The organism is Streptomyces sp. NPDC034670 (assembly GCF_055574875.1).
In genome coordinates this window covers 86,584-113,261 of record NZ_JBVITR010000013.1, presented here as the reverse complement: position 1 = coordinate 113,261, position 26,678 = coordinate 86,584, and the positions used below count along the sequence as shown (strand labels likewise).

Genomic DNA, 26,678 nt, shown 5'->3' with positions numbered 1-26,678 from the left:
TCACCCCCCCCCCCCACCCACCCCCCCCCCCCCTCCCCCCCCCCCCCGCCCCCCCCCCCCCCCCCCCCCGCGGGACCTCAGGCCCCGTTGTACTCCGCCGGGTCCGGGCCCAGCCGCCGGTCCTCGTTCAGCGCGCTGATCGCGGCGAGGTCCTCGTCGTCCAGGCTGAACCCGAAGACGTCGATGTTCTCCCTGATCCGGGACGGCGTCACCGACTTCGGGATGACGACGTTGCCCAGCTGGAGGTGCCAGCGCAGGACGACCTGGGCCGGGGTGCGGCCGTGCTTCCGGGCGATCGCCACGATCGCCGGGATCTCGAGGACGCCCTTGCCGGAGCCGAGCGGCGACCACGCCTCGGTGACGATGCCCCGCTCCGCGTGGTACTCGCGCGCGGCGTGCTGCTGCAGGTGCGGGTGCAGCTCGATCTGGTTGACGGCCGGGATCACGGACGTCTCGGCGGTCAGGCGCTCCAGGTGCTCGGGGAGGAAGTTGGACACGCCGATGGCGCGGATCCGGCCGTCGGAGTGCAGCTTCTCGAACGCCTTGTACGTGTCGACGTACAGACCGCGCTCCGGCGTCGGCCAGTGGATGAGGTACAGGTCCACGTAGTCGAGGCCGAGCTTCGACAGGGACGCGTCGAAGGCGCGCAGGGCGGAGTCGTACCCCTGGTCGCTGTTCCAGAGCTTGGTGGTGACGAAGAGGTCCTCGCGGGGGACGCCCGACCGCGCGATGGCCCTGCCGGTGCCCTCCTCGTTGCCGTACGCCGCCGCGGTGTCGATGCTGCGGTAGCCGGCCTCCAGCGCCGTCGCGACGGCCTCCTCCGCCTCGTCGTCCGGCACCTGCCAGACGCCGAGACCCAGCTGGGGCATCTCGACGCCGTTGTTCAGGGTGATCGGGGGGACCTTGCTCACGAGCTCTCGATCCTTCGGTTGTGGTCGGATGGTCAACCCCATGGTCAACGATCACGGCCCGTGGTGCATTCCTGACCGGGGAATTCACCTGGGGGCGAACTGCCCCGGCCCCTTCCCGCGGGCCCTCTCGGCCGCCTTCCGCTCCGGTCCCGGCGACGGGGTGAGCAGTCCCCGCTCCCCGGTGACCGGCCCGCGCCGGGACCCGGGGGTGCGGACCGGACCGGCCCGCCGCGTCACGGACAGGAACGTCCGCGGGCGGGCGGGGGGCCGCACGGCCGGCAGGCGGGCGCGCTCGTCGCGGACGTGATGGACGGCGGGAACGGTGTACCGGATTCCTGGTCGCGGCCGGGAGGGAGCAGGATGGAGGGGTCCCCCGTCCCCGCACGGCCGGGGGACGCCGAGGCGCGCCCACGGGCGCGCCCCCGCACGACCGAGCAAGTGGAGCACCGTGAAACGCCTGCGCTGGCCGGCCTGGATGCCGGTCGACCCGTACCTCCTGCTCCTGTTCGCGACGGTGGGCCTCGCCGCGCTGGTCCCGGCCCGCGGCACCGGGGCGGACGTCGCGTCGGGCGCCTCCACGGCCGCGATCGCCTTCCTCTTCCTCCTCTACGGCGCCCGGCTGTCCACCCGCGAGGCGCTGGACGGCCTGCGGCACTGGCGGCTCCACGTCACCGTCCTGGCCTGCACGTTCGTCGTCTTCCCGCTGCTGGGCCTCGCGTCCCGCGGACTGGTCCCGGTGCTCCTGACCGACCCCCTGTACCAGGGCCTGCTCTTCCTCACCCTGGTGCCCTCCACCATCCAGTCGTCGATCGCCTTCACCTCGATCGCCCGCGGCAACGTGCCCGCCGCGATCTGCGCCGGCTCCTTCTCCTCGCTGGCCGGCATCGTCGTCACCCCGCTGCTCGCGGCGGCGCTGCTCGGCGGCGGCACGGGCGGGTTCTCCGCCGACTCGGTGCTGAAGATCGTGGGACAGCTGCTGGTGCCGTTCGTCGCCGGGCAGGTGCTGCGCCGCTGGATCGGGTCCTTCGTCGCCCGCCACCGGAGGGTGCTGGGGCTGGTCGACCGGGGCTCGATCCTGCTCGTCGTCTACACCGCGTTCAGCCAGGGCACGGTCCAGGGCGTCTGGCACCGGGTGAGCCCGGCCCGGCTCGGCGGGCTGCTCGTCGTCGAGGCCGCGCTGCTCGCCGCGATGCTGCTGCTGACCTGGTACGGCGCCAGGGCGCTGGGGTTCGGCCGCGCGGACCGGATCGCGATCCAGTTCGCCGGCTCGAAGAAGTCGCTGGCCGCCGGGCTGCCCATGGCGAGCGTGCTGTTCGGGGCGCAGGCCTCGCTGGCGGTGCTGCCGCTGATGCTCTTCCACCAGATGCAGCTGGTGGTGTGCGCGGTGATCGCCAAGCGCCGTTCCCACGACCCCGCCGGGGAGGTCACCGCGCCCCGTCGAGCCGGATCGTCAAGAACCGGGGCCGGTACAGGGACACGTTCCGGCTGAGCATCACGGCGGCGCCGGCCGTCTCCAGCCAGTTCACGTCGTAGCTGAGCACCAGCCGCCCGCCGTCGCTCAGCTCCGGGTGCGCCTGCGGGTTGTAGGCGGCGGTGCCGTCCCGCGGCAGCGCGGGGCCGAACTCCTCCTCCGGCCCGTGCCACGGCCCGGTCGGGGAGCAGGCCCAGTACGCCGCCACCGTGGTCAGTCCCGCGGCGCCCGCGGCCATCGTGAACAGCACGTACGTCCCGTCCACCCGCACCACGGAGAACGCGCTGCCCACGCCCCTGTGCCGTCCGTCGCCGAGCACCGGGCGCGGGCGGGCGCGGGTCTGCCACGCCGAGCCGTCCCAGTACTCCCAGGCGGCCGGGTCCGCCAGCCCGCCCTCCGGGACGCGCGCCACGTAGGCGTGCGAGGCCGGGCGGGAGGCGGGGCGGCCGTCGTCGCCGCCGAAGACGTACGTCCAGCCGTCCTGGGCGACGAGGGTCGTGCCGAACAGCACCCGTCGCGACGGGTCGGGGACCTGCTGCTGGTCGAGCACCGTCACGACCGACTCCAGGCGCAGGTCGGGCAGGGAGAGCGTGGCGACCTCGGTGGCGGCGGGCACGCCGTAGATCCACGGGGCCTGTCCGGTGGCCCGCACCCACAGCAGGACCCGCACGACCTGTTCGGCGGAGCCGGGGGAACGCGGCTCGACCCGGGCGGCGACCGGCCAGCGCCACCGGTCCGGGGCGGGGTCGGGGAAGAGCGGGGCGGGGAGGGTGTGCTCCAGGCGGCCGTCGCGCATCAGCACCGCCGAGTTGCGCACCAGCGGGGCGGTGGCGTCCCGCCAGGTGGAGGACTCGCCGACCGGGTTGGGCGGGCGGTGCACCCGGCCCAGGTAGGTGTCGGAGAACAGCCACAGCAGCCGGCCGTCGGGCAGCCGCACCGAGTGGGTGCCGTCGCCGCCGGTCCAGTCGTCGGTGCGGGCGGGGTCGTCGCCGTAGCGGGCGAACTCGGAGGTGAGGGCGGGGTCGGCGGACCAGGAGGCGACGGTGCGCGGCGTGCAGGCGTCGCCCTCCCGCCGGCGGTCGTCCTCCTCCGGGAGCGCGGTGAGCAGCGCCGCCCCGAGGACCAGGGCCAGCAGCAGACCGATCCCGGTCCCCGTCCGTCGCCGTGCGCGTGCTGCGTCGTCGGGCACGCTCCGGGACGTTAGTGGCCGGCGTGGCGCAGGTCCATGGGGCAGGGGGACGGCCCCGGCCCCGGGGTCCGGTCAGCCCCGGGCGGCCGCGGCCCGCAGGACGACGCGCTCCTCGCCCGCGTACACGTTCATGGAACTTCCCCGCAGGAAGCCCACCAGCGTCAGCCCCGTCTCCGCCGCCAGGTCCACCGCCAGGGACGACGGGGCCGAGACGGCCGCCAGCACCGGGACGCCGGCCATCACCGCCTTCTGCGCCAGCTCGAAGGAGGCCCGGCCGGAGACCATGAGGACCGTCCGCGACAGCGGCAGCCTCCCGTCCTGCAGGGCGCGGCCGACCAGCTTGTCGACCGCGTTGTGCCGGCCCACGTCCTCGCGCACGTCGAGGAGCTCGCCCTCCTCGTCGAACAGGGCCGCCGCGTGCAGACCGCCGGTGCGGTCGAAGACCCGCTGGGCCGCGCGCAGCCGGTCGGGCAGGCCCGCCAGCAGCTCCGGGGTCAGGCGCAGCGGGGGAGCGTCGGCGACGGGGTGGCGGGTGGTGGTGCGCACCGCGTCCAGGCTGGCCTTGCCGCACAGGCCGCAGGACGAGGTGGTGTACACGTTGCGTTCCAGGGTGATGTCCGGGACCGTCACGCCGGGCGCGGTGCTCACGTCCACCACGTTGTAGGTGTTGGACCCTCCCCCGCTCCCGGCTTCGCCCGAGCGGGAGGTGCCCCCACGCGTCGCCCCGGCGCAGTACACGATGTTCCGCAGGTCGGACGCGGCCGCCAGGACGCCCTCGCTCACCAGGAACCCGGCCGCCAGCGCGAAGTCGTCCCCCGGGGTGCGCATGGTGATCGCCAGCGGCCGGCCGTTCAGCCGGATCTCCAGGGGTTCCTCGGTGACGAGCGTGTCCGGCCGGCTGGACACCACCCCGTCCCGGATCCGGATCACCTTGCGTCGTTCCGTGACTCGTCCCATGTCCCCAGTCCTGATCGGTCCCGGTCCGGTACGCGCCGGTGGCCGAAGCGTGCCCCGACGCGCAGGTCGTCGCGGGTCACCGGGCCGTCGTGCGGCGGGGTGACCTCCACGGTCCCATTGTCCTGCACGTGCGGGGCGGCGCCGCGGTGGGCGCGCACGGCCGCGTGCGGGGCCTGACCGAAGCCGACAAGCCCGATCCCCGATTCCTGTCGCTTCGCCTGCCCCCGTACCCGTGAGTCACTGATCAGACTGGGGCATCCCGCCACCGACCCACGAGGGGATCCACCCATGACCGGCTCGCGCATCGCCGCCCTCGGCCACTACCAGCCCGCCGGAGTGCTCACCAACGAGGACCTGGCGGGCATGGTGGACACCAGCGACGAGTGGATCACGAGCCGGGTGGGGATCCGCACCCGTCACGTCGCGGGCCCCGACGAGCCGGTCGACGAACTGGCCGCGCACGCCGCCGCCAAGGCGCTCGCGGCGGCCGGCCGGACACCCGCCGACATCGACCTGGTCCTGGTCGCCACGTCCACCGCGATCGACCGCTCGCCCACCATGGCCGCCCGGGTCGCCGCACGCCTCGGCGTGCCCGGCCCGGCGGTGCTGGACGTCAACGTGGTCTGCGCCGGGTTCACCCACGCGCTGGCCACCGCCGACCACGCCGTGCGGGCCGGGGCGGCGAGCCGCGCCCTGGTGATCGGCGCCGACAAGATGACCGACGTGACCGACTGGACCGACCGCTCCACCTGCGTGCTCGTCGGCGACGGGGCGGGCGCGGCCGTGGTGGAGGCCGGCGGGGAGGGCGGGATCGGCCCGGTCCTGTGGGGCTCGGTGCCCGAGATGGGGCACGCGGTGCGGATCGAGGGGACGCCGCCGCGGTTCGCCCAGGAGGGACAGAGCGTCTACCGCTGGGCGACCACGCGGCTGCCGTCCCTCGCGCGCCAGGCCTGCGAGAAGGCGGGACTGACGCCCGAGGACCTCGCGGCCGTCGTGCTGCACCAGGCCAACCTGCGGATCATCGAACCCCTCGCGCGCCGGATCGGCGCCGTCAACGCCGTGGTCGCCCGCGACGTCACCGAGTCCGGCAACACCTCGGCCGCGAGCGTCCCGCTCGCCTTCTCCAAGCTGGTGGAGCGGGGCGAGGTGTCGACCGGCGACCCGGTCCTGCTGTTCGGCTTCGGCGGGAACCTGTCCTACGCGGGCCAGGTCGTGCGCTGCCCCTGAGGGACCCCGCCGCCCCGCACACCGGCGTTCGCTCCCCGCGGGGCGTCCGGGCCGGTGCGGGGGGCTTCCGGGCGCCCTCCCGGGCACCTTTGTCCTGTGAGTGGAAAAAGTCGGGGGCAATTCCTGCGCGACTTCTTCCCACCCCGGGCAGCCGCTGCTACGTTCCCTCCGAAAGCACGCCACGGCGTGACCGGGATCCGGCACGCACGGGCCGACGGAGGCGGGAGGGGATCGTGAGACGTATGACGGCGCGGCCCGCGAACGCCCACCAGGCCCGGCTCCTGAGGCTGCTGCGTGACGGCGGCCCCAACTCCCGCGCACAACTGGGGGACCAGGTCGACCTCTCGCGGTCGAAGCTGGCCGTGGAGGTGGACCGGCTGCTGGAGACCCGGCTGGTGGTGGCCGACGGGCTCGCCGCCTCGCGCGGCGGCCGGCGCTCCCACAACATCCGGCTCAACCCGCACCTGCGTCTCCTCGGCGTCGACATCGGCGCGACCTCGGTCGACGTCGCCGTCACCAACGCCGAACTGGAGGTCCTCGGGCACGTCAACCAGCCCATGGACGTCCGCGAGGGACCGGTCGCGGTCTTCGAGCAGGTCCTGGCCATGGCCGCCAAGCTGAAGGCCTCGGGACTCGCGGAGGGGTTCGACGGCGCCGGCATCGGCGTCCCCGGCCCGGTCCGCTTCCCCGAGGGCGTCCCGGTGGCTCCGCCGATCATGCCGGGCTGGGACGGCTTCCCCGTGCGGGAGGCGCTCAGCCAGGAACTCGGCTGCCCGGTCATGGTCGACAACGACGTGAACCTGATGGCGCTGGGGGAGCAGCACGCGGGCGTCGCCCGCACCGTCGCCGACTTCCTCTGCGTCAAGATCGGTACCGGCATCGGCTGCGGCATCGTCGTCGGCGGTGAGGTCTACCGCGGTACGACGGGCAGCGCGGGCGACATCGGGCACATCCAGGCCGTGCCCGACGGCCGCCCGTGCGCCTGCGGCAACCGGGGCTGCCTGGAGGCGCACTTCTCCGGCGCGGCCCTCGCCCGGGACGCCACGGAGGCCGCCCAGCAGCAGCTCTCCGCCGAACTCGCGAGCCGCCTGGAGACGAACGGCGCGCTCAGCGCCGTCGACGTCGCCGCGGCGGCCGCCGCGGGGGACGCCACCGCCCTCGACCTGATCCGCGAGGGCGGCAACCGCACCGGCCAGGTCATCGCCGGCCTGGTCAGCTTCTTCAACCCCGGCCTGGTGGTGATCGGCGGCGGGGTGACCGGCCTCGGCCACACCCTGCTCGCCGCGATCCGCACCCAGGTCTACCGCCAGTCGCTGCCGCTGGCGACCGGCAACCTGCCCATCGTCCTGGGCGAGCTGGGCCCCGCCGCCGGCGTCATCGGCGCGGCCCGGCTCATCAGCGACCACCTGTTCTCACCCGCGTAGGACCCACCGCACCGCCGCACCGCACGCACCGCCGCACGTCCCGCCGCACCGCACGCACCGCCGCACGTCCCACCGGTACCCGTACCGCTCCGCCGCTCCGCCCTGCCCTGACAACGTCGGCCCGACCGCGCCCTGAACCGGCCCGCACGCCCGCCGAGGGGAATCCGCATGGCACCAGAACCACCGCTGCTCAGCATGTCCGGCATCACCAAGTCCTTCCCCGGAGTCCGGGCCCTGGACGGCGTCGACCTCGACGTCCAGGCCGGCGAGGTGCACTGCCTGCTCGGCCAGAACGGCGCCGGGAAGTCCACCCTGATCAAGGTGCTGGCCGGCGCCCACCAGCCCGACACGGGCACCATCCGCTGGCGCGGGGAAGCGGTCGTCCTGCGCTCCCCGATCGCCGCCATGCGCCTCGGCATCGCCACCATCTACCAGGAACTCGACCTGGTGGAACACCTGTCGGTCGCCGAGAACGTCCACCTCGGCCACGAGCCCACGACTGCCGGTTTCGTCGTCCGGGGGAAGGCCGCGCGGGTCTCGGCGGCCCGGCTGCTCGCGCGGCTCGGGCACCCGGAGATCGACCCGGCCCGCCTGGTCGGCGAGTTGTCGGCGGCGCAGCAGCAGATCGTGTCGATGGCGCGGGCGCTCTCCCACGACGTGCGGCTCATCGTGATGGACGAGCCGTCCGCCGCCCTCGACCCGGACGAGGTCGACAACCTCTTCCGCATCGTCGCCGACCTCACCGCCGACGGGGTGGCCGTCGTCTACATCTCGCACCGCCTGGAGGAGATCCGGCGCATCGGCGACCGGGTGACCGTGCTGAAGGACGGCCGGGCCGTCGCCGGCGGACTGCCCGCGGAGTCGACGCCGACCCGCGAGGTGGTCGCGCTGATGACGGGACGCAACGTCGAGTACGTCTTCCCCGAGCGGCCCGCCTCCGCGCCGCGGGCCGAACCGGTGCTCACCGTCGAAGGACTGTCCCGCCGGGGCGAGTTCGCCCGGCTCGACCTCCAGGTGCGACCCGGCGAGATCGTCGGGCTCGCGGGGCTCGTCGGCTCCGGCCGCTCGGAGATCCTCGAGACGGTCTACGGCGCCCGCAGGCCGGACACCGGCCGGGTCCTCGTCGACGGGCGCCCCCTGAGGCCGGGCAGCGTGCGGGCGGCCGTACGGGCCGGCATCGGGCTCGCCCCCGAGGAGCGCAAGGCGCAGGCGCTGCTCATGCTGGAGTCCGTCACCCGCAACGTGTCGGTCTCCTCCCTGTCCCGCTTCGCGCGGGGCGGCTGGATCGACCGCGGCGCCGAACTGGGGGCGGCGCGCGCGGCGACCCGCGAACTGTCCCTGCGGCCCGACAACCCGGACGTGCCCGTGCGCACCCTGTCCGGCGGCAACCAGCAGAAGGCCGTGCTCGCGCGCTGGCTGCTGCGCGGCTGCCGGGTCCTGCTCCTGGACGAGCCCACGCGCGGCGTCGACGTGGGCGCCCGCGCCGAACTGTACGCGGTCGTCCGCCGGCTGGCGGACGAGGGCCTCGCCGTGCTGCTGGTCTCCAGCGAGGTGCCCGAGGTGCTCGGCCTCGCCGACCGCGTCCTGGTCCTGCGCGAGGGCCGGGTCGTCCACACCGCACCCGCCCGCGAACTCGACGAACACCGTGTACTCGACCTGGTCATGGAAGGAAGCCCGGCGTCATGACGCAGCCCGTCTCCCCGCCGCGGGACAGCACCGGCAAGGTGCCGCAGGCAGCCGAACCACCCGCCTGGCGCGCCGTGCTGTTCCGCGCCGACGTCCGCACGTGGTCGCTGCTCGGCGTGCTCGCCGTGCTGGTCCTCATCGGCGGCATCACCAAACCGGACGAGTTCCTCGACACCCGCAACCTGCAACTGGTCCTCACCCAGGCCTCCGTCATCGGCGTCGTCACCGTCGGCATGACCTTCGTCATCATCTCCGGCGGCATCGACCTGTCGGTCGGCGCGATCGTCGCCCTCGCCTCGGTGTGGGCGACCACGGTCGCCACGCAGGAGTACGGCTTCGGCGGCATCCTGTTCACCGCCGTCCTCGTGGGCCTCGGCTGCGGACTGGTCAACGGGGTGCTCATCGCGTACGGCGGGATGGTCCCCTTCATCGCCACCCTCGCCATGCTGGCCTCGGCCCGCGGCCTGGCCCTGCAGATCACCGACGGGCGCACCCAGATCGTCACCGTCGACGGCGTCCTCGACCTCGGCGAGCGCGACGCCTACGTGCTCGGGATCCCGCCGCTGGTCCTGGTGTTCGCCGCGGTCACCGTCATCGGCTGGCTGGTGCTCAACCGGACCACCTTCGGGCGCCGCACCGTCGCCGTCGGCGGCAACGCGGAGGCCGCCCGGCTGGCCGGCATCGACGTGCGCCGCCAGCGGCTGTACCTCTACCTGCTGTCCGGGCTGTGCTGCGGCATCGCGGCCTTCCTGCTGATCGTCCTGTCCGGCTCCGGCCAGAACACCAACGGCAACCTCTACGAACTCGACGCCATCGCCGCCGCGATCATCGGCGGCACCCTGCTCACCGGGGGCCGCGGCACCATCGTCGGCTCCGTGCTCGGCGTCCTGATCTTCACCACCATCACCAACATCTTCGCCCTGAACAACCTGCAGAGCGACGTCCAGCAGATCGCCAAGGGCGCGATCATCGTCGCCGCCGTGCTGGTCCAGCGCCGTACCGCGAGCACGACCTGAGGAAAGGGTTCACCGCCATGCCACAGCCCACGCCCTTCGCGAGCCGCAGAGGACTCCTCTTCGGAGCCGCCGCCGTGTCCGCCGGTGCCTTCCTCACCGGCTGCACGAGCAACGAGTCCGACGCCGACGAGCCGGCCGCGAACAACCAGCCCGCCGACGACAAGCCCGGCAAGCCGGTCACCATCGGCTTCGCCGGACCGCAGGCCGACCACGGCTGGCTCGCGGCCATCAACGACAACGCCAAGAAGCGGGCGGAGAAGTACTCCGACGTCACCCTCGAGTCCACCGAGGGGTCCAACGACACCGCCCAGCAGATCGGCCAGATCGAGACCCTCATCAACAAGAAGGTCGACGTCCTGGTGATCCTGCCCGCCGACGGCAAGGCGCTCACCCAGGTCGGACTGAAGGCGATGCGGGCCGGCATCCCCGTGGTCAACCTCGACCGGATCTTCAACAGCCCGCAGGCGTACCGCTGCTGGATCGGCGGCGACAACTACGGCATGGGCCTGAACGCCGGCCACTACATCGGCGAGAAGCTCAAGGACAAGCCCGACGCCCGGGTCATCGAACTCGCCGGGCTGGACAACCTGGAACTGACCAAGCAGCGCACCCAGGGCTTCGACGACGCCCTGAAGAACTACCCGGGCATCAAGAAGGTGGCCCGCCAGGCCGCCGAGTTCACGGTCGAGTCCGGCCAGGCCAAGATGGCCCAACTGCTCCAGGCACAGCCGGAGTTCGACGCACTGTGGAACCACGACGACGACCAGGGCGTGGGCGCGCTGCGCGCCATCGACCAGGCCGGGCGCGACGACTTCCTGATGGTCGGCGGGGCGGGCGCGCTCTCCGCCTTCGAGGCCATCAAGGCCGACAACGGCGTCCTGAAGGCGACGGTCCTGTACCCGCCGACGATGGCCGCCTCCGCGATCGACCTCGCCCGCGCCCTCGGCCAGGGCAAGGGCGTCGGCGGCCTCGCCGAGTACGAGATCCCGGCGTCGCTCACGCTGTACTCGGCCGTCGTCGACAAGGAGAACGTGGACCAGTACATGTCCACCGGCTTCAAGTGAGGAGCCCCGCCCCACGGGCCTGACCAGCCCACCGGGCGGGGGCCGCCCCCGCCCGCCACGACGATGAGGAGGACATCCGTATGGCACAGCCGCAAGCGTCAGAAGGGGCAGGCGGGGGGAAGCCACCGCTGCGCGTCGGCATGGTCGGCTACGCCTTCATGGGCGCCGCCCACTCCCAGGGCTGGCGCACCGCGGGCCGCGTCTTCGACCTGCCGCTGAGCCCCGAACTGGCCGTGATCTGCGGCCGGGACGCCGACGCCGTGCGCGCGGCGGCCGACCGGCACGGCTGGGCGGCCGCCGAGACCGACTGGCGGGCCCTGGTCGAACGGGACGACGTCGACCTCGTCGACATCTGCACCCCCGGCGACAGCCACGCCGAGATCGCACTCGCCGCGCTCGCCGCCGGCAAGCACGTGCTGTGCGAGAAACCGCTGGCCAACACCGTCGCCGAGGCCGAGGCGATGGTCCGCGCCGCCGAAGAGGCGCGGGAACGGGGGAAGCTGGCGATGGTCGGCTTCAACTACCGCCGGGTGCCCGCGACCGCGCTGGCCCGGCGGATGGTGGCCGAGGGCCGTCTCGGCACCCTGCGGCACGTACGGGTGGCGTACCTCCAGGACTGGCTGGTGGACCCCGCCTTCCCGCTCACCTGGCGGCTGCGCCGCGAGCAGGCCGGTTCCGGTTCGCTCGGCGACCTCGGCGCGCACATCGTCGACCTGGCGCAGTACCTGGCCGGCGAGCGGCTGGCGGGCGTCTCCGCGCTCACCGAGACCTTCGTGCGGGAGCGGCCCCTGCCCACGGCGCCGAGCAGCGGCCTGGCCGCCGTCCCCGCCGGCGGCACCGGACAGGTCACCGTGGACGACGCCGCCCTGTTCACCGGCCGCTTCGCCTCCGGGGCCCTCGCCTCCTTCGAGGCCACCCGCTACGCCACCGGACGCAAGAACGCCCTGCGCATCGAACTCAACGGCGAGCGCGGCTCGCTCGCCTTCGACCTGGAGCGGCTCAACGAGCTGGAGTACCACGACGGCACGGAGGCCGGGGAGCACGCCGGTTTCCGCCGCATCCTCGTCACCGAGCCCGACCACCCCTACCTGGACGCCTGGTGGCCGCCGGGCCACGGCCTCGGCTACGAGCACACCTTCGTGCACCAGGCCCGCGACCTCGTCCACGCCGTCGCCGAGGGCCGCAGCCCCGAACCCTCCTTCGCCGACGGGCTCCAGGTGCAGCGCGTCCTGGCGGCGGTGGAGGAGAGCGCCGGGAAGAACTCCGTCTACACCCCGATCGACGTCTGAGCAGGAGGACACGGATGCCGCGCGACTTCACGCTGTTCACCGGCCAGTGGGCGGACCTGCCCCTGGAGGAGGTCTGCCGACTGGCCCGCGACTTCGGCTACGACGGCCTGGAACTGGCCTGCTGGGGCGACCACTTCGAGGTCGACAAGGCCCTCGCCGACCCGTCCTACGTCACCTCCCGCCACCAGCTCCTCGACAAGTACGGCCTGAAGTGCCGGGCGATCTCCAACCACCTGGTCGGCCAGGCCGTGTGCGACGCCATCATCGACGAGCGCCACCGGGCGATCCTGCCCGCCCGGATCTGGGGCGACGGCGAGCCCGAGGGCGTGCGCCGGCGGGCCGCCGCCGAGATCGGGGACACGGCGCGCGCCGCGGCCCGGCTCGGCGTGGACACCGTCATCGGGTTCACCGGCTCCGCCATCTGGCACCTGGTCGCCATGTTCCCGCCCGCGCCCGAGGCGATGATCGAGCGCGGCTACGAGGACTTCGCCGAGCGGTGGAACCCGATCCTGGACGTGTTCGACGCGGAGGGCGTGCGGTTCGCGCACGAGGTGCACCCCGGCGAGATCGCCTACGACTACTGGACGACCGTCCGCGCCCTGGAGGCGGTCGACCGCCGGCCGGCCTTCGGCCTCAACTTCGACCCCTCCCACTTCGTGTGGCAGGACCTCGACCCGGTCGGCTTCCTGTGGGACTTCCGCGACCGGATCTACCACGTCGACTGCAAGGAGGCCCGCACGCGCCTCGACGGCCGCAACGGCCGCCTCGGCTCCCACCTGCCCTGGGGCGACCCGCGGCGCGGCTGGGACTTCGTCTCCGCCGGCCACGGCGACGTCCCCTGGGAGGACGTCTTCCGGATGCTGCGCTCGATCGGGTACACGGGCCCGATCTCGGTGGAGTGGGAGGACGCCGGCATGGACCGGCTCCAGGGCGCCCCCGAGGCGCTCACCCGCCTCAAGGCGTTCGACTTCGAGCCGCCCGGCGCGTCCTTCGACGCCGCGTTCAGCAGCTGACCGGCGCGCCCGGCGGCAGGCCGGGACCGGGGACCGGAGCATCCGCCGGTCCCCGGCCGGGCCTGCCCGGATTCCGCTTTGTCCTGCAGGGGGAAGAAGTTCAACCATCCCCGGTACAAGGGGTGTTCGTCCCGGAAGAACGCGGTTACCGTCCCTGAAGTGCTCAGGACACCCACGTCTCCGGGGTGACGGCGCACCCCGGCACCCGCACGCACCGCACGTCTTCGCACCTGTTCCGTACGGCCCCACCCCGTTCCCGGAGGGACTTCGTGCACAGAAGCAGACCCGCACCCACCCGCGCCGCGAGGCGTCCCGCACTTCGTACCGCCCTCGCCCTGGTCACCGGCCTGATGCTGGCCGTCGGCACCCCGGCGACCGTCGCCGGCGCCCACCCGGGCCACCCGGAGCACGACGGACCGGCAGCCGCGGAGGGGCAGTTCCAGCAGGTACCGCTCGCCAAGGGCGAGCCCGAGATGGGCGAGCCGATGTCGCTCGCCGTCCTCCCGGACCGCAGCGTCCTGCACACCTCCCGCGACGGCACGCTGCGCCTGACCGACCAGGGCGGCGTCACCAAGGTCGCGGGCCGGATCCCCGTCTACAGCCATGACGAGGAGGGCCTGCAGGGCGTCGGCGTCGACCCGGACTTCGAGAACAACCGGGCGATCTACCTCTACTACGCCCCGCCGCTGGACACCCCCGCCGGGGACGCCCCGGAGAACGGCACCGCCGCGGACTTCGCGAAGTTCGACGGCGTCAACCGCCTCTCCCGCTTCGTCCTGAACCCCAACGGCACGCTGGACCTGTCCAGCGAGAAGAAGGTCCTGGACGTCGCGGCCTCCCGCGGCACCTGCTGCCACGTCGGCGGCGACATCGACTTCGACGCCGAGGGCAACCTCTACCTGTCCACCGGCGACGACACCAACCCCTTCGCCTCCGACGGCTACACCCCGATCGACGACCGGCCGGACCGCAACCCGGCCTTCGACGCCCGCCGCAGCTCCGGCAACACCAACGACCTGCGCGGCAAGATCCTGCGCATCAAGGTCGCCGAGGACGGCTCGTACACCGTCCCGGAGGGCAACCTCTTCGCCCCGGGCACCGAGAAGACCCGCCCCGAGATCTACGCCATGGGCTTCCGCAACCCGTTCCGGATGAGCGTCGACGACAAGACCGGCACCGTCTACGTCGGCGACTACGGCCCCGACGCCGGCGCCGCCGACCCGAACCGGGGCCCGGCGGGACAGGTGGAGTTCGCCAAGGTCACCGAGGCCGCCAACTTCGGCTGGCCGTTCTGCACCGGCGACAACGACGCCTACGTCGACTACGACTTCGCCACCAGGACCTCCGGTGAGAAGTTCGACTGCGACGCCCCGAAGAACACCTCGCCGCACAACACCGGCCTGGTCGACCTGCCGCCCGCCCAGCCCGCCTGGATCCCGTACGACGGCGGCTCCCTGCCCGAGTTCGGCAGCGGCTCCGAGTCCCCGATGGCCGGCCCGGTCTACCGCTACGACCCCGACCTCGACTCCAGCGTCAAGTTCCCCGAGGAGTTCGACGGCGACTTCTTCGCGGGCGAGTTCGGCCGCCGCTGGATCAAGCGGATCGAGCAGAACGGGGACGGCTCCGTCGCGAAGATCAACGACTTCCCGTGGACCGGCACCCAGATCATGGACATGGACTTCGGCCCCGACGGCGCGCTCTACGTCCTGGACTACGGCGTCTCCTGGTTCCAGGGCGACGAGAACTCCGCGCTGTACCGGATCGAGAACGCCGAGGACGGCTTCTCCCCGATCGCCGAGGTGAGCGCGGACAAGACCTCCGGAGCGGCCGGCCTGAAGGTCAGGTTCACCGCCTCCGTCAAGGACGCCGACTCCCCGGACCTCACCTACAGCTGGGACTTCGGCGACGGCACCCGGGGCGAGGGCCTCACCCCCACCCACAAGTACAAGAAGACCGGCACCTACACCGCGACCTTCACCGCGAAGGACCCCGAGGGCAACACGGGCAGCGCCAGCGTCCGCATCGTGGTGGGCAACACCGAGCCCGAGGTGAGGATCGACGTCCCGGGCAACGGCAGCCTGGCCGCCTTCGGCGAGCCCGTCCCGTTCAAGGTGACCGTCACCGACCCCGAGGAGAGGATCGACTGCTCCAGGGTCAAGGTCGTCTACAGCCTCGGCCACGACTCCCACGCCCACGAGCTGACCAGCGAGACGGGCTGTGAAGGCACCCTGAAGCCGCCCCCCGGGGACGGCGGCCACGACCCCAACGCCAACATCTACGGCGTCGTCGGCGCCAGTTACACCGACGGCGGGGCGAACGGGCAGGAGGCCCTGACCGGCACCGCGCGCACCGTGCTCCAGCCCCTGCACCGCCAGGCCGAGCACTTCACCGCCCAGCAGGGTGTGTCGGTGATCGACAAGACCGGCGCCAACGGCGGCAAGACCGTCGGCGACATCCACGACGGCGACTGGATCTCCTTCACCCCGTACCGGTTCGACGGGCAGCGGAAGCTGACCGTGCGGGCCTCCTCCGGCGGCGCCGGCGGCTTCGTCGAACTGCGCACCGGCTCGCCCGACGGGCCGCTGCACAGCTCGGCGTACATCCCGCCGACCGGCGGCTGGGAGACGTTCCAGAACGTCGACGTGCCGCTGCGGGCACTGCCGAAGAAGACCACGGAGATCTACCTGGTCTTCAAGGGCGGCGAGGGCGCGCTGTACGACGTGGACGACTTCGAGTTCTCCAAGGAGCCGTTCAAGGGCGGCAAGAAGGTCCTGGTCTTCTCCAAGACGGCCGGCTTCCGGCACGACTCCATCCCGGCGGGCGTCGCCGCCCTGAAGGAACTCGGCGGCCCGGCCGGCATCACGGTCGACGCGACCGAGGAGGCCCGGCAGTTCACCACCGCCAACCTCGCCAAGTACGACGCGGTCGCCTTCCTGTCCACCACCGGTGACGTGCTGAACGCCGAGCAGCAGAAGGCGTTCGAGAACTACGTGAAGAACGGCGGCGGCTACCTCGGCATCCACGCCGCCGCCGACACCGAGTACGACTGGGAGTTCTACGGCGGTCTCGTCGGCGCCCACTTCGACTCGCACCCGGCGATCCAGAAGGCCACCGTGCGCGTCGAGGACCACGACCACCCCGCCACCGCGCACCTGGACGACGCCTGGGAGCGCACCGACGAGTGGTACAACTACCGCACCAACCCGCGTGAGCAGGCCAAGGTCCTCGCCACCCTCGACGAGACCACCTACCAGGGCGGCACCATGAAGGGCGACCACCCGATCGCCTGGTGCCAGAGCTACGGCGGCGGCCGCTCCTTCTACACCGGCGGCGGCCACACCAAGGAGTCCTACGCCGAGGAGTCCTTCCGCGCCCACCTGCTCGGCGGCCTGCGGTACGCCACCGGCCAGGTCAAGGCGGACTGCAAGCCGGACAAGGGGTACCGGAAGATCTTCAACGGCCACACCCTGGACGGCTGGAAGCAGGCCGGCCCCGGGAAGTTCAACGTCAAGGACGGCACGCTGGAGACCGAGGGCGGCATGGGGCTGCTCTGGTACCAGGCCAAGGAGCTGAAGTCGTACTCCCTCAAGCTCGACTGGAAGATGCGGGGCGACGACAACTCCGGTGTCTTCGTGGGCTTCCCGGCCTCCGACGACCCCTGGTCCGCGGTGAACAAGGGCTACGAGATCCAGATCGACGCCACGGACGCGCCCGACCGCACCACGGGCTCCGTCTACTCGTTCAAGTCGGCGAACATCAAGGCCCGTGATCAGGTCCTGCGTCCGCCCGGCCAGTGGAACTCCTACGAGATCAAGGTCCGGGGCGAGCGCCTCCAGGTGTTCCTCAACGGAGTCAAGATCAACGACTTCACCAACAAGGACCCGGAGCGGAGCCTGGCCGACGGCCACATCGGCCTGCAGAACCACGGCGCCGACGACCAGGTCTCCTTCCGCAACATCCAGCTGAAGGAGCTGCCCTCCTAGGGCAACCGGAACGGCGGCGGGCGGAGGACGCCGGACCTCCGCCCGCCGTCCCGCCGGGCCCCGCGCCCGGCACCCCGCTCGTCCGCCTCCGGCGCTCCCCACCCGGTTCGCGTACGACAAGGAGGCTGCCCATGTCCGCCGAACCGTCCCTCCCCACCCCCTCCCCGGCCCCGCGCTTCGGCGTCTGGCTCATCGGGGCGCGCGGATCCGTGGCCACGACCGCGATCGCGGGCTGCGCCGCCGTCACCGCCGGACTCCACCCGCCGACCGGCATGGTCACCGAGACCCCCGACTTCACCGACTGCGGACTGCCCCCGTTGTCGTCCCTCGTCTTCGGCGGCCACGACACCGTCGACTGCCCGCTGCCCAAACGCGCCGAACACCTCGCCGCCGGCGGCGTCCTGCCGCACGGCCTGCCCTCCGCCGTGCACGCCGAACTCCTCGCCGCCGACCGGGAGATCCGGCCCGGCGGCCCCCTGCCCGGTGACCCGGACGGCGGCCCGGGCCGCCACCACGACGAGCTGATCGACGTGTTCGCGGCCGACATCCGCGACTTCGTGAGCCGCCAGGACCTCGCGGGCGCCGTCGTGGTGAACGTCGCCTCCACCGAGCCCGCCCCCACCGACGGCACGCTGCCGGTCAGCTCCCTCTACGCGGCCGCCGCCCTGCGCGCCGGCTGCCCCTACGTCAACTTCACCCCCTCCACGGGACTGCACCACCCGGAGCTGGCCGCGCTCGCCGCGTCCTCGGGCCTGCCGTACGCGGGCCGCGACGGCAAGACCGGGCAGACCCTGCTGCGCTCCGTGCTCGGCCCGATGTTCTCGCAGCGCGCCCTCGCCGTGCGCGCCTGGTCCGGCACCAACCTCCTGGGCGGCGGCGACGGGGCCGCCCTCGCCGACCCCGCGGCCGCCGCCGCCAAGAACGCCGGCAAGGAACGCGTCCTCGCCGACACCCTCGGCGCCACGCCCCAGGGCGAGGTCCACATCGACGACGTGCCCGCGCTCGGCGACTGGAAGACGGCCTGGGACCACGTCGCCTTCGACGGCTTCCTCGGCTCCCGCATGGTCCTGCAGACCATCTGGCAGGGCTGCGACTCGGCGCTCGCCGCCCCGCTCGTCCTCGACCTGGCCCGGCTGGTCGTCCGCGCCCGGCAGAAGGGCCTGACCGGCCCGCTGCGCGAACTGGGCTTCTACTTCAAGGACCCGGTCGGGGACGGACCGTCGTCACTGGCCGAGCAGTACGTCGAACTGAAACGCTTCGCCGGGCGGTTGCGGGACGACGCCGACGGCCACGGGACGCGGCGGTGAGCCGCATGGCCGCCCCGGCGCCGGGCACCTCCGCGCCGGGCGGGCCGGCGGCGGGGGAGGGCCCGGCCCCCGGGGACACCGCCCCGTCCCCCGAGGGCGCTGCGTCCCGAACGTCCCGCGCATTGCGCTCCCGCTCCGGCCGCGCGGGCGCCTGGGCCGAACTGCTGCGCCTGCCCGCCCTGTTCACCGTCCCCGGCGACGCCCTGGCCGGCGCGGCGGCGGCCGGCGCGCGTCCCGGACCCCGCACCCTGCTCGCCGTCGGATCCTCCCTGTGCCTGTACGAGGCCGGCATGGCCCTGAACGACTGGGCGGACCGCGCCGAGGACGCCGTGGAACGCCCGCACCGCCCGCTCCCGTCCGGCCGCATCCGGCCGGCCGCCGCCCTCACCGCGGCCTGCGGCCTCACCGGCGCCGGCCTGGCGCTCGCCGCCGCCGCGGGACGGCCCGCCCTCGCGGTGGCCGCACCCCTGGCGGCGACCGTCTGGGCCTACGACCTGGCGCTGAAGCACACGCCCGCCGGTCCCGCGGCCATGGCCGCCGCCCGCGGACTGGACCTGCTCCTGGGCGCCGCGGCCACCGGCGGCGGCACCCGCGCCGCACTGCCCTCCGCCGCGCTGCTGGGCACCCACACCCTCGCGGTGACGGCCGTGTCCCGCCGGGAGACCACCGGCGGTTCGGCCCTGGTCCCGCTGGCGGCCCTGGCGACGACGGGGGCGCTGACCCGGCTGGTCACCCACCGCCGCACCCGACTCCCGGCAGGCCGGCGGGCAGCAGCCGCCCCCGGCCTGCCGGGCCCCGGCCCGGCGGAGCACCCGCGCCGGGCCGCCGGCACCCTCGCCACCGCCCTGGGCGCCGCCTACGCCGCCACGGCCGCCCGCCCCTACCTCCACGCCGCGCTCAACCCCTCGCCCCCGCTCACCCAGCGCGCCGTCGGCGGCGGCATCCGGGCCACGGTCCCCCTCCAGGCCGCGCTGGCCGCCCGGTCCGGGGCGACCGCCACGTCCCTGCTGGTCGCGGCCCTGGCCCCGGCCGGCCGGATGTTCGCGAGGAGGGCCGGCATGAGGAAGGTGAGCATCACATGAGGCGGAACCCGAGCCGGGAGCCGGACGGGGGCGCGGCCGCACCGGGCCCGGCCGTGACCGACGCTGCCTCGACCGGCCCGGCGGCGACCGGCCCGGCGGCGACCGGCTCGGCCGCGGCTGGTCCGGCCTCGACCGGTCCGACGGTGACCGGCTCGGCCGCGGCTGGTCCGGCCTCGACCGGTCCGGCGGCGACCGGCTCGGCCGCGGCTGGTCCGGCGACGACTGGTCCGGCCGTGACCGGCGCGACCGGCCCGGCCGTGACCGGCGCGACCGGCCCGGCCGTGACCGGCGCGACCGGCCCGGCCGTGACCGGCCCGGCGGTGACCGGCGCGACCGGCCCAGCCGCGACCCGTGGGCCCGCGGCCGACGCGGCCGCAGGCCCACGGCCGGACCCGGGCGGCGCCCTCCCGCTTCCCCTCCGCTTCGGCTACGGCACCAACGGCCTCGCCGACCTCCGGCTCGACGACGCCCTCGCCCTGCTCGCCGACCTCGGCTACGACGGCGTCGGCCTGACCCTCGACCACATGCACCTCGACCCGCTCGCCCCGGACCTCGCCGCCCGCACCCGCCGGGTCGCGCACCGGCTGGACGCGCTCGGGCTCGGCGTCACGGTGGAGACCGGGGCCCGCTACGTGCTCGACCCCCGCCGCAAGCACGGCCCGTCGCTGCTGGACCCCGACCCGGACGACCGCGCCCGCCGCGTCGACCTCCTCGTGCGGGCCGTCCGCGTCGCCGCCGACCTCGGCGCGCACGCCGTCCACTGCTTCAGCGGCGTCCCGCCCGCCGGTACCGACGAGGACACCGCCTGGAAGCGCCTCGCCGAGACGCTCACCCCCGTCCTGGAGGCCGCCGCCGACGCCGGAGTCCCGCTCGCCGTCGAACCCGAGCCGGGGCACCTCCTCGCCACCCTCGCCGGCTTCCACCGCCTGCGCCGCACGCTCGGCGACCCCGAGCCCCTCGGCCTCACCCTGGACATCGGCCACTGCCAGTGCCTGGAACCCCTCCCTCCCGCCGACTGCGTGCGCGAGGCGGCCCCCTGGCTGCGCCACGTCCAGATCGAGGACATGCGCCGGGGCGTCCACGAGCACCTCCCCCTCGGGGACGGCGAGATCGACTTCCCGCCCGTCCTCGCGGCCCTCGCCGCCACCGGATACCGGGGCCTGACCGTCGTCGAACTGCCCCGCCACTCCCACGCGGGCCCCCACTTCGCCGCCCGCTCCCTGCCGTTCCTGCGCCGCGCCGCCGGGCTCGCGGCGACCGCCGCACCCCCCGCCCCGCCGCACGGCGATCCCTCCGCCACCCCCGAAGGGAGCACCACCCCATGACCCGCCCCGATGCCACCCCGGCCACCCCGGGGGCAGGCACCACCGGCGACCGGGCGACCCCCGGTGACGGCACCACCCCCGCCCTCACCCCGCCCGCCGAACTGCACCGGCACCTCGCCGAGCACCTGGGAGGAGCCGCCCGCGCCTGGCTCGACCAGGCGCTCGAGGAGGCCGCCGCCCATCCCGGCGCCCACGGACCCATCTCCGTGTGGGAGCTGCGCCTGGCGGAGGCCGGCCGCCGCTGCGGTCCCGCCCACGCCGACGCCGCCCGCGTCCTCGTCCTGCACGCGGCACGCGCCGACGCCGACGCCCTGGCCCGGGTCTACCACCAGGGCACCGCGGACGAACGCCGCGCGGTCCTGCACGCCCTGCCGCACCTGGTGCCCGGCCCCGACGCCCTCCCGCTCGTCGAGGACGCCCTGCGCACCAACGACACCCGCCTGCTCGCCGCCGCCGTCGGCCCGTACGCCGCCCGGCACCTCGACGCCCACGCCTGGCGGCACGCCGTGCTGAAGTGCCTGTTCACCGGCGTCGCCGTCGACCACGTGGCGGACCTGGCCCGGCGCGCCCGCGGTGACGGCGAACTCGCCCGCATGCTGGGCGACTACGCCGAGGAGCGCACCGCCGCCGGCCGGACCGTCCCGGAGGACCTGCGCCGCGTCCTGGCCCTGACCGCGCCCGCCGCGCCGGCCTCCTCGTCCGCCCCGTCCGCCGCCACCCCGACGCACGGCACGGACCACCCCCACGGCCCCCACGGCCCCCACGGCAAGGAGTCCTGATGCGCCTCTTCGACCCCCACATCCACATGACGTCGCGCACCACCGACGACTACGAGGCCCTGTACGCCGCGGGCGTCCGCGCCGTCGTCGAACCCTCCTTCTGGCTCGGCCAGCCCCGCACCTCCCCGGCCTCCTTCTTCGACTACTTCGACTCCCTCCTCGGCTGGGAGCCCTTCCGCGCCGCCCAGTACGGCATCGCCCACCACTGCACGCTCGCCCTCAACCCCAAGGAGGCCAACGACCCCCGCTGCACCCCCGTCCTCGACGAACTGCCCCGGTACCTCGTCAAGGACAACGTCGTGGCCGTCGGCGAGATCGGCTACGACTCCATGACCCCCGCCGAGGACGCCGCGCTCGCCGCACAGCTCCAGCTCGCCGCCGACCACGGCCTGCCCGCCCTGGTGCACACCCCGCACCGCGACAAGCTCGCCGGCCTGCGCCGCACCCTCGACGTGGTCCGCGAGTCCGCCCTCCCCCCGGACCGCGTGCTGGTCGACCACCTCAACGAGACCACCGTCAAGGAGGCCAAGGACAGCGGCTGCTGGCTGGGCTTCTCCGTCTACCCGGACACCAAGATGGACGAGGAGCGGATGGTCGCCATCCTGCGCGCCCACGGCCCCGAGCGGGTCCTGGTGAACTCCGCCGCCGACTGGGGCAGGAGCGACCCCCTCAAGACCCGCAAGGTCGCCGACCTGATGCTCGCCGAGGGCTTCACCGAGGACGACGTCGACCTGGTGCTGTGGCGCAACCCCGTCGCCTTCTACGGACTCAGCGGCCGGCTGGACCTCGACGTCGCCGCCACGGACGCCACCCACGAGGGCAACTCCATCCTGCGCGGCGCGCCGAAGGACGAGCCCCGGCCGTCCGCCGCTCCGGCCGCGGAGGCGTGAGCCATGCGCTTCCGCCACCCCGACGGCTCCACCGTCCACCTCGCCTACTGCACCAACGTCCACCCCGCCGAGACCCTCGACGGCGTCCTCGCCCAGCTCCGCGACCACTGCGAGCCCGTCCGCCGCCGCCTCGGCCGCGACCGGCTCGGCATCGGACTGTGGCTCGCCAGGGACGCCGCGCACGCCCTGGTCACCGACCCGTCCGCGCTGCGCGGCCTGCGCTGCGAGCTCGAACGGCGGGGCCTGGAGGTCGTCACCCTCAACGGCTTCCCCTACGAGGGCTTCGGCGCCGGGGAGGTCAAGTACCGGGTCTACAAACCGGACTGGGCCAACCCCGAACGCCTGGAGCACACCACCGCCCTCGCCCGCGTCCTCGCCGGGCTGCTCCCCGACGACGTCGCCGACGGCAGCATCTCCACCCTGCCGCTCGCCTGGCGCACCGCCCACGACGCGCGGCGCGCCGAGACGGCCCGCGCCGCCCTGCACGCCCTCGCCGAGCGGCTCGACGCCCTCCAGGAGCTGACCGGACGCTCCGTCCGCGTCGCCCTGGAGCCGGAACCCGGCTGCGTCGTCGAGACCACCCGCGACGCCATCGCCCCGCTCACCGCGATCGGCCACGACCGCGTCGGCATCTGCGTCGACACCTGCCACCTCGCCACCTCCTTCGAGGACCCGCACACCGCCCTGGACGACCTGGCCCGGGCCGGGGTGCCCGTGGTCAAGTCCCAGCTCTCCGCCGCCCTGCACGCCGAGCAACCCCACCTGCCCGCCGTCCGCGAGGCGCTGGCCGCCTTCGCCGAGCCCCGCTTCCTGCACCAGACCCGCACGCCCCCCGCCCCCGGCGCCGCCGGGCCGCACGGCACCGACGACCTCGGCGAGGCCCTGGCCGGCGGCGCGCTGCCCGACACCGCGCCCTGGCGCGCCCACTTCCACGTCCCCCTGCACGCGGCCCCCGCCGCGCCCCTCACCTCCACGCTGCCCGTCCTCGAGGCGGCCCTGACCCGGCTGGTCGGCGGCCCGCACCCGCTCACCCGCCACCTCGAGGTCGAGACCTACACCTGGCAGGCCCTCCCGCCCGAGCTGCGTCCCCGCAGCCGCGCCCAGCTCGCCGACGGCATCGCCGCCGAACTCACCCTCGCCCGCGACCTCCTGACGGACCTCGGCCTGAAGGAACTGCCATGACCCCACCGAGCGGCCCCACCCCCCTCCTCGTCCTCGACGTCGTGGGCCTCACCCCCCGCCTCCTCGACCACATGCCCCGCCTCAAGGCCCTCGGCCGGTCCGGCTCCCGCGCTCCGCTCGGCACCGTCCTGCCCGCGGTCACCTGCGCCGCCCAGTCCACCTTCCTCACCGGCACCATGCCCTCCGAGCACGGCATCGTCGGCAACGGCTGGTACTTCCGCGAACTCGGCGACGTCCTGCTGTGGCGGCAGCACAACGGGCTCGTCGCCGGCGACAAGCTCTGGGACGCCGCCCGCCGCGCCCACCCCGGCTACACCGTCGCCAACATCTGCTGGTGGTACGCCATGGGCGCCGACACCGACATCACCGTCACCCCCCGTCCCGTCTACTACGCCGACGGCCGCAAGGAACCCGACTGCTACACCCGGCCGGCCGCGCTCCACGACGAACTCACCGAGAAGTTCGGCACGTTCCCCCTGTTCCACTTCTGGGGACCCGGCGCCGACCTGGTCTCCAGCCGGTGGATCATCGACGCCACCCGCCACATCATGCGCACCCGCCGCCCCGACCTCACGCTCTGCTACCTCCCGCACCTCGACTACGACCTGCAACGCTTCGGCCCCGACGACCCGCGCTCCCTGAAGGCGGCCGCCGACCTGGACGCCGCCCTCGCCCCCCTCCTGGACGACGCCCGCGCCGAGGGCCGCACCGTCGTCGCGCTGTCCGAGTACGGCATCACCCGGGTGAACCGGCCCGTGGACGTCAACCGCGCCCTGCGCCGCGCGGGCCTGCTCGAGGTGCACACGCAGGACGGCATGGAGTACCTCGACCCGATGGCCTCCCGCGCCTTCGCGGTCGCCGACCACCAGATCGCCCACGTCTACGTGCGCCGCCCCGAGGACCTCGACGCCACCCGCGCCGCCCTGGCCGGACTGCCCGGCATCGAGCAGCTCCTCGACGACGAGGGCAAGAAGGCCCACCACCTCGACCACCCGCGCGCCGGCGAACTGGTCGCCGTCGCCGAACCCGACGCCTGGTTCACGTACTACTACTGGCTCGACGACGCCCGCGCGCCCGACTTCGCGCAGCTCGTCGAGATCCACCGCAAACCCGGCTACGACCCGGTCGAGCTCTTCATGGACCCCCTCGACCCGTACGTCAAGGTCAGGGCGGCCACCGCACTGGCGCGCAAGAAACTCGGCATGCGCTACCGCATGGCGGTCGTGCCCCTGGACCCGTCACCTGTTCGCGGCAGCCACGGCCGCCTCCCCGCGAGCGACGACGACGGTCCGCTCCTCATCTGCTCCACCCCCCGCGCCGTCGGCGACCGCGTGGCGGCCACCGACGTCAAGCACCTCCTGCTCCGGCTCGCCGGACTCGGCTGACGCGCCACACCGCGTGCGGCACCACCCGCGGCGCCGCACGCGACACCGCGTACGCCGCCGCGCACGGCCTCCGAGACCCGACTACCGAGAGTGAAACACACGGCACTGACAACGGCCGGTCCCGGCGGGACCGGGACCGGCCACGACCGAGAAGGCAGGCACCCGTGACCCCGTACTCCGACCCCTCCAGAGCAGCGGCCGACCCCGCCGCCGGCGCCCCGGACGAGGGACTGCGCCGCTCCCTCGGCGTGGACCGGCGCCGCTTCCTCAGCACCTGCACCGCCGTGGCGGCCGGGGCCGTCGCGGCCCCGGTCTTCGGCGCCGCCCCCGCCCTGGCCCACGACCACGGCAGGGGCCACGACCGCGGTCACGACCGCGGGCACGGCGGGCAGGTCCTCGTCCCGCCGCACAAGCGCGGCATCATCCTCTACACCGTCCGCGACGCCACCGGCCGCGACCCCCTCTCCACCGACCTGCCCTCCGGCTTCCGCGAGGTGTTCAGGCAGCTGGCCCGCCACGGCTACCGCCAGGTGGAGTTCGCCGGCTACCGCCAGCACGCCAACGCCCCCGGCGGCGACAACCTGGAATCCGTCCGGGGCGCGAAGCTGCTGCGCCGCTGGCTGGACGACTACGGGCTGCGCGCCCAGGGCAACCACGGCTTCATCCCGCCCTCCTGGCCGCTGACCAAGGAGGACCTGGACACCTTCAAGAAGCACCTGGAGATCGCCAACATCCTCGGCATGGACCACATGGGCACCGGCGGCGACCCCACCGGCAGCTCGTACCGCGCCGACTGGGACGTGGCCGCCGACAAGTGGAACGCCCTCGGAGCGATCGCCCGCCGCGAGGGCATCAAGCTCTACACCCACAACCACGACGGCGCCTACGGCTTCCTGCTCGACGGCGGCCCGCTGGACGACCAGGGCCGGCCGACCCGCAGCTCGGGCATCCGGAAGCTGGAGTACTTCCTCAAGGTCACCGACCCGAAGCTCGTCTGGCTGGAGATGGACATCTTCTGGGCGCACGTCGCCCAGTACAAGTTCCACACGTACACCGCCCACGACGGCTCCACCCGGCGCAGCGTCTTCGACCCGGCCGGCCTGGTCGCCCGCCACAACAAGCGCTACCCGCTGTTCCACGCCAAGGACGGCGTCGTGAGCACCACCAACGGCATGGGCTACGAGATGGTGCCCTTCGGGACCGGCGTCATCGACTACACGACGTTCTTCTCCCGGGTCGGGCAGCGGAACTACCACAACCCGATGATCGAGGACGACAACGCCCCGAGCGCCACCGACCCCGCGCAGTCGCTGCGGGAGGCCAAGATCGGCTACGACAACCTGGCGGCCCTGCGCGGGCGCCGCCGCTGACCCGGGACACGGCCGGGGGGGGCCCCCCCCCCCCCCCCCGGGGGGGCGGCCCGCCCCCCCCGTGGGCGCGGGGAAACCGCCCCTGGCAGGGCCCCCCCCCCGCGCAGGAAAGGAGGGGGAAAGAACCA

At 74.1% G+C, this 26,678-nt stretch carries 20 protein-coding genes; 17 read left to right on the top strand and 3 right to left on the bottom strand.

The annotated features are described in order from the left end of the window. Nucleotides 1–77 precede the first annotated feature (77 nt). Nucleotides 78–953, bottom strand: a complete 876-nt coding sequence (locus ACZ56B_RS12505; RefSeq protein ID WP_468789064.1) for an aldo/keto reductase — start codon at nucleotides 951–953, stop codon at nucleotides 78–80. 433 nt (nucleotides 954–1,386) lie between these two features. Between ACZ56B_RS12505 and ACZ56B_RS12500 the strand changes: the two genes are divergently transcribed. Further along, the gene (locus ACZ56B_RS12500; protein ID WP_468789106.1) at nucleotides 1,387–2,400 is read left to right on the top strand and encodes a bile acid:sodium symporter family protein; all 1,014 of its coding nucleotides are present in this window, start codon (nucleotides 1,387–1,389) and stop codon (nucleotides 2,398–2,400) included. On the opposite strand, the gene ACZ56B_RS12495 is transcribed toward ACZ56B_RS12500, so the two are convergent. Both ACZ56B_RS12495 and fdhD read right to left on the bottom strand, forming a co-directional pair. Next, nucleotides 2,336–3,571 (bottom strand): DUF4185 domain-containing protein, encoded by a 1,236-nt coding sequence (locus ACZ56B_RS12495; RefSeq protein WP_468789062.1) that lies wholly within the window; start codon nucleotides 3,569–3,571, stop codon nucleotides 2,336–2,338. The genes ACZ56B_RS12500 and ACZ56B_RS12495 overlap by 65 nt on opposite strands. Before the next feature lie 72 nt (nucleotides 3,572–3,643). Next, nucleotides 3,644–4,528 carry a formate dehydrogenase accessory sulfurtransferase FdhD gene (gene fdhD / locus ACZ56B_RS12490; protein ID WP_468789060.1) on the bottom strand — a complete coding sequence of 295 codons (885 nt, stop codon included), beginning with the start codon at nucleotides 4,526–4,528 and terminating at the stop codon, nucleotides 3,644–3,646. 288 nt (nucleotides 4,529–4,816) lie between these two features. Here fdhD and ACZ56B_RS12485 point away from each other — a divergent pair, with 288 nt between their 5' ends. The 16 genes from ACZ56B_RS12485 to ACZ56B_RS12410 all read left to right on the top strand — a co-directional run bounded on the left by ACZ56B_RS12485 (nucleotide 4,817) and on the right by ACZ56B_RS12410 (nucleotide 26,550). Next, nucleotides 4,817–5,755, top strand: coding sequence for a beta-ketoacyl-ACP synthase III (locus ACZ56B_RS12485; RefSeq protein ID WP_468789058.1), 939 nt, complete (start codon nucleotides 4,817–4,819; stop codon nucleotides 5,753–5,755). A 242-nt stretch (nucleotides 5,756–5,997) separates the two neighbouring features. Then, nucleotides 5,998–7,179, top strand: coding sequence for an ROK family protein (locus ACZ56B_RS12480; RefSeq protein ID WP_468789105.1), 1,182 nt, complete (start codon nucleotides 5,998–6,000; stop codon nucleotides 7,177–7,179). A gap of 168 nt (nucleotides 7,180–7,347) precedes the next feature. After that, the gene (locus ACZ56B_RS12475) at nucleotides 7,348–8,865 is read left to right on the top strand and encodes a sugar ABC transporter ATP-binding protein (protein WP_468789056.1); all 1,518 of its coding nucleotides are present in this window, start codon (nucleotides 7,348–7,350) and stop codon (nucleotides 8,863–8,865) included. Continuing rightward, nucleotides 8,862–9,881: an ABC transporter permease gene (locus ACZ56B_RS12470; protein ID WP_468789054.1), complete on the top strand. Its 1,020-nt coding sequence runs from the start codon at nucleotides 8,862–8,864 to the stop codon at nucleotides 9,879–9,881. Before ACZ56B_RS12475 ends, ACZ56B_RS12470 begins: the two co-directional genes overlap by 4 nt. A 17-nt stretch (nucleotides 9,882–9,898) precedes the next feature. Beyond that, entirely contained in the window at nucleotides 9,899–10,945 is a 1,047-nt protein-coding gene (locus tag ACZ56B_RS12465) for a substrate-binding domain-containing protein (protein WP_468789052.1), read from the top strand. Nucleotides 10,946–11,025: 80 nt separating this feature from the next. Further along, nucleotides 11,026–12,234, top strand: a complete 1,209-nt coding sequence (locus ACZ56B_RS12460) for a Gfo/Idh/MocA family protein (RefSeq protein WP_468789050.1) — start codon at nucleotides 11,026–11,028, stop codon at nucleotides 12,232–12,234. A 14-nt stretch (nucleotides 12,235–12,248) separates the two neighbouring features. Continuing rightward, nucleotides 12,249–13,247 carry a sugar phosphate isomerase/epimerase family protein gene (locus ACZ56B_RS12455; RefSeq protein ID WP_468789048.1) on the top strand — a complete coding sequence of 333 codons (999 nt, stop codon included), beginning with the start codon at nucleotides 12,249–12,251 and terminating at the stop codon, nucleotides 13,245–13,247. A 269-nt stretch (nucleotides 13,248–13,516) separates the two neighbouring features. Continuing rightward, nucleotides 13,517–17,230 carry a ThuA domain-containing protein gene (locus ACZ56B_RS12450; RefSeq protein WP_468789046.1) on the top strand — a complete coding sequence of 1,238 codons (3,714 nt, stop codon included), beginning with the start codon at nucleotides 13,517–13,519 and terminating at the stop codon, nucleotides 17,228–17,230. Nucleotides 17,231–17,361: 131 nt separating this feature from the next. Further along, nucleotides 17,362–18,537, top strand: coding sequence for an inositol-3-phosphate synthase (locus ACZ56B_RS12445; protein WP_468789044.1), 1,176 nt, complete (start codon nucleotides 17,362–17,364; stop codon nucleotides 18,535–18,537). 5 nt (nucleotides 18,538–18,542) lie between these two features. Then, nucleotides 18,543–19,619 carry an SCO3242 family prenyltransferase gene (locus ACZ56B_RS12440; RefSeq protein WP_468789042.1) on the top strand — a complete coding sequence of 359 codons (1,077 nt, stop codon included), beginning with the start codon at nucleotides 18,543–18,545 and terminating at the stop codon, nucleotides 19,617–19,619. 320 nt (nucleotides 19,620–19,939) lie between these two features. After that, nucleotides 19,940–20,944 (top strand): sugar phosphate isomerase/epimerase family protein, encoded by a 1,005-nt coding sequence (locus ACZ56B_RS12435; RefSeq protein ID WP_468789104.1) that lies wholly within the window; start codon nucleotides 19,940–19,942, stop codon nucleotides 20,942–20,944. Beyond that, complete coding sequence (locus ACZ56B_RS12430; RefSeq protein WP_468789040.1) at nucleotides 20,941–21,723, top strand: EboA domain-containing protein; 783 nt, start codon at nucleotides 20,941–20,943, stop codon at nucleotides 21,721–21,723. The genes ACZ56B_RS12435 and ACZ56B_RS12430 overlap by 4 nt, the downstream gene beginning before the upstream one ends. Then, nucleotides 21,723–22,613, top strand: a complete 891-nt coding sequence (locus ACZ56B_RS12425) for a TatD family hydrolase (RefSeq protein WP_468789038.1) — start codon at nucleotides 21,723–21,725, stop codon at nucleotides 22,611–22,613. The genes ACZ56B_RS12430 and ACZ56B_RS12425 overlap by 1 nt, the downstream gene beginning before the upstream one ends. 3 nt (nucleotides 22,614–22,616) lie before the next feature. Beyond that, the gene (eboE, locus tag ACZ56B_RS12420; protein WP_468789036.1) at nucleotides 22,617–23,795 is read left to right on the top strand and encodes a metabolite traffic protein EboE; all 1,179 of its coding nucleotides are present in this window, start codon (nucleotides 22,617–22,619) and stop codon (nucleotides 23,793–23,795) included. Beyond that, complete coding sequence (locus ACZ56B_RS12415; RefSeq protein WP_468789034.1) at nucleotides 23,792–25,180, top strand: nucleotide pyrophosphatase/phosphodiesterase family protein; 1,389 nt, start codon at nucleotides 23,792–23,794, stop codon at nucleotides 25,178–25,180. The genes eboE and ACZ56B_RS12415 overlap by 4 nt, the downstream gene beginning before the upstream one ends. Before the next feature lie 164 nt (nucleotides 25,181–25,344). Continuing rightward, nucleotides 25,345–26,550, top strand: coding sequence for a sugar phosphate isomerase/epimerase family protein (locus tag ACZ56B_RS12410; protein ID WP_468789032.1), 1,206 nt, complete (start codon nucleotides 25,345–25,347; stop codon nucleotides 26,548–26,550). Nucleotides 26,551–26,678 lie beyond the last annotated feature (128 nt).

Excerpts from the sequence above, each read along its gene's own strand:
- ACZ56B_RS12505 (WP_468789064.1), bottom strand. The coding sequence starts at position 953 with ATGGGGTTGACCATCCGACCACAACCGAAGGATCGAGAGCTCGTGAGC.
- ACZ56B_RS12500 (WP_468789106.1), top strand. The coding sequence starts at position 1,387 with ATGCCGGTCGACCCGTACCTCCTGCTCCTGTTCGCGACGGTGGGCCTC.
- fdhD (WP_468789060.1), bottom strand. The coding sequence starts at position 4,528 with ATGGGACGAGTCACGGAACGACGCAAGGTGATCCGGATCCGGGACGGG.
- ACZ56B_RS12485 (WP_468789058.1), top strand. The coding sequence starts at position 4,817 with ATGACCGGCTCGCGCATCGCCGCCCTCGGCCACTACCAGCCCGCCGGA.
- ACZ56B_RS12480 (WP_468789105.1), top strand. The coding sequence starts at position 5,998 with ATGACGGCGCGGCCCGCGAACGCCCACCAGGCCCGGCTCCTGAGGCTG.
- ACZ56B_RS12475 (WP_468789056.1), top strand. The coding sequence starts at position 7,348 with ATGGCACCAGAACCACCGCTGCTCAGCATGTCCGGCATCACCAAGTCC.
- ACZ56B_RS12470 (WP_468789054.1), top strand. The coding sequence starts at position 8,862 with ATGACGCAGCCCGTCTCCCCGCCGCGGGACAGCACCGGCAAGGTGCCG.
- ACZ56B_RS12465 (WP_468789052.1), top strand. The coding sequence starts at position 9,899 with ATGCCACAGCCCACGCCCTTCGCGAGCCGCAGAGGACTCCTCTTCGGA.
- ACZ56B_RS12460 (WP_468789050.1), top strand. The coding sequence starts at position 11,026 with ATGGCACAGCCGCAAGCGTCAGAAGGGGCAGGCGGGGGGAAGCCACCG.
- ACZ56B_RS12455 (WP_468789048.1), top strand. The coding sequence starts at position 12,249 with ATGCCGCGCGACTTCACGCTGTTCACCGGCCAGTGGGCGGACCTGCCC.
- ACZ56B_RS12445 (WP_468789044.1), top strand. The coding sequence starts at position 17,362 with ATGTCCGCCGAACCGTCCCTCCCCACCCCCTCCCCGGCCCCGCGCTTC.
- ACZ56B_RS12440 (WP_468789042.1), top strand. The coding sequence starts at position 18,543 with ATGGCCGCCCCGGCGCCGGGCACCTCCGCGCCGGGCGGGCCGGCGGCG.
- ACZ56B_RS12430 (WP_468789040.1), top strand. The coding sequence starts at position 20,941 with ATGACCCGCCCCGATGCCACCCCGGCCACCCCGGGGGCAGGCACCACC.
- ACZ56B_RS12425 (WP_468789038.1), top strand. The coding sequence starts at position 21,723 with ATGCGCCTCTTCGACCCCCACATCCACATGACGTCGCGCACCACCGAC.
- eboE (WP_468789036.1), top strand. The coding sequence starts at position 22,617 with ATGCGCTTCCGCCACCCCGACGGCTCCACCGTCCACCTCGCCTACTGC.
- ACZ56B_RS12415 (WP_468789034.1), top strand. The coding sequence starts at position 23,792 with ATGACCCCACCGAGCGGCCCCACCCCCCTCCTCGTCCTCGACGTCGTG.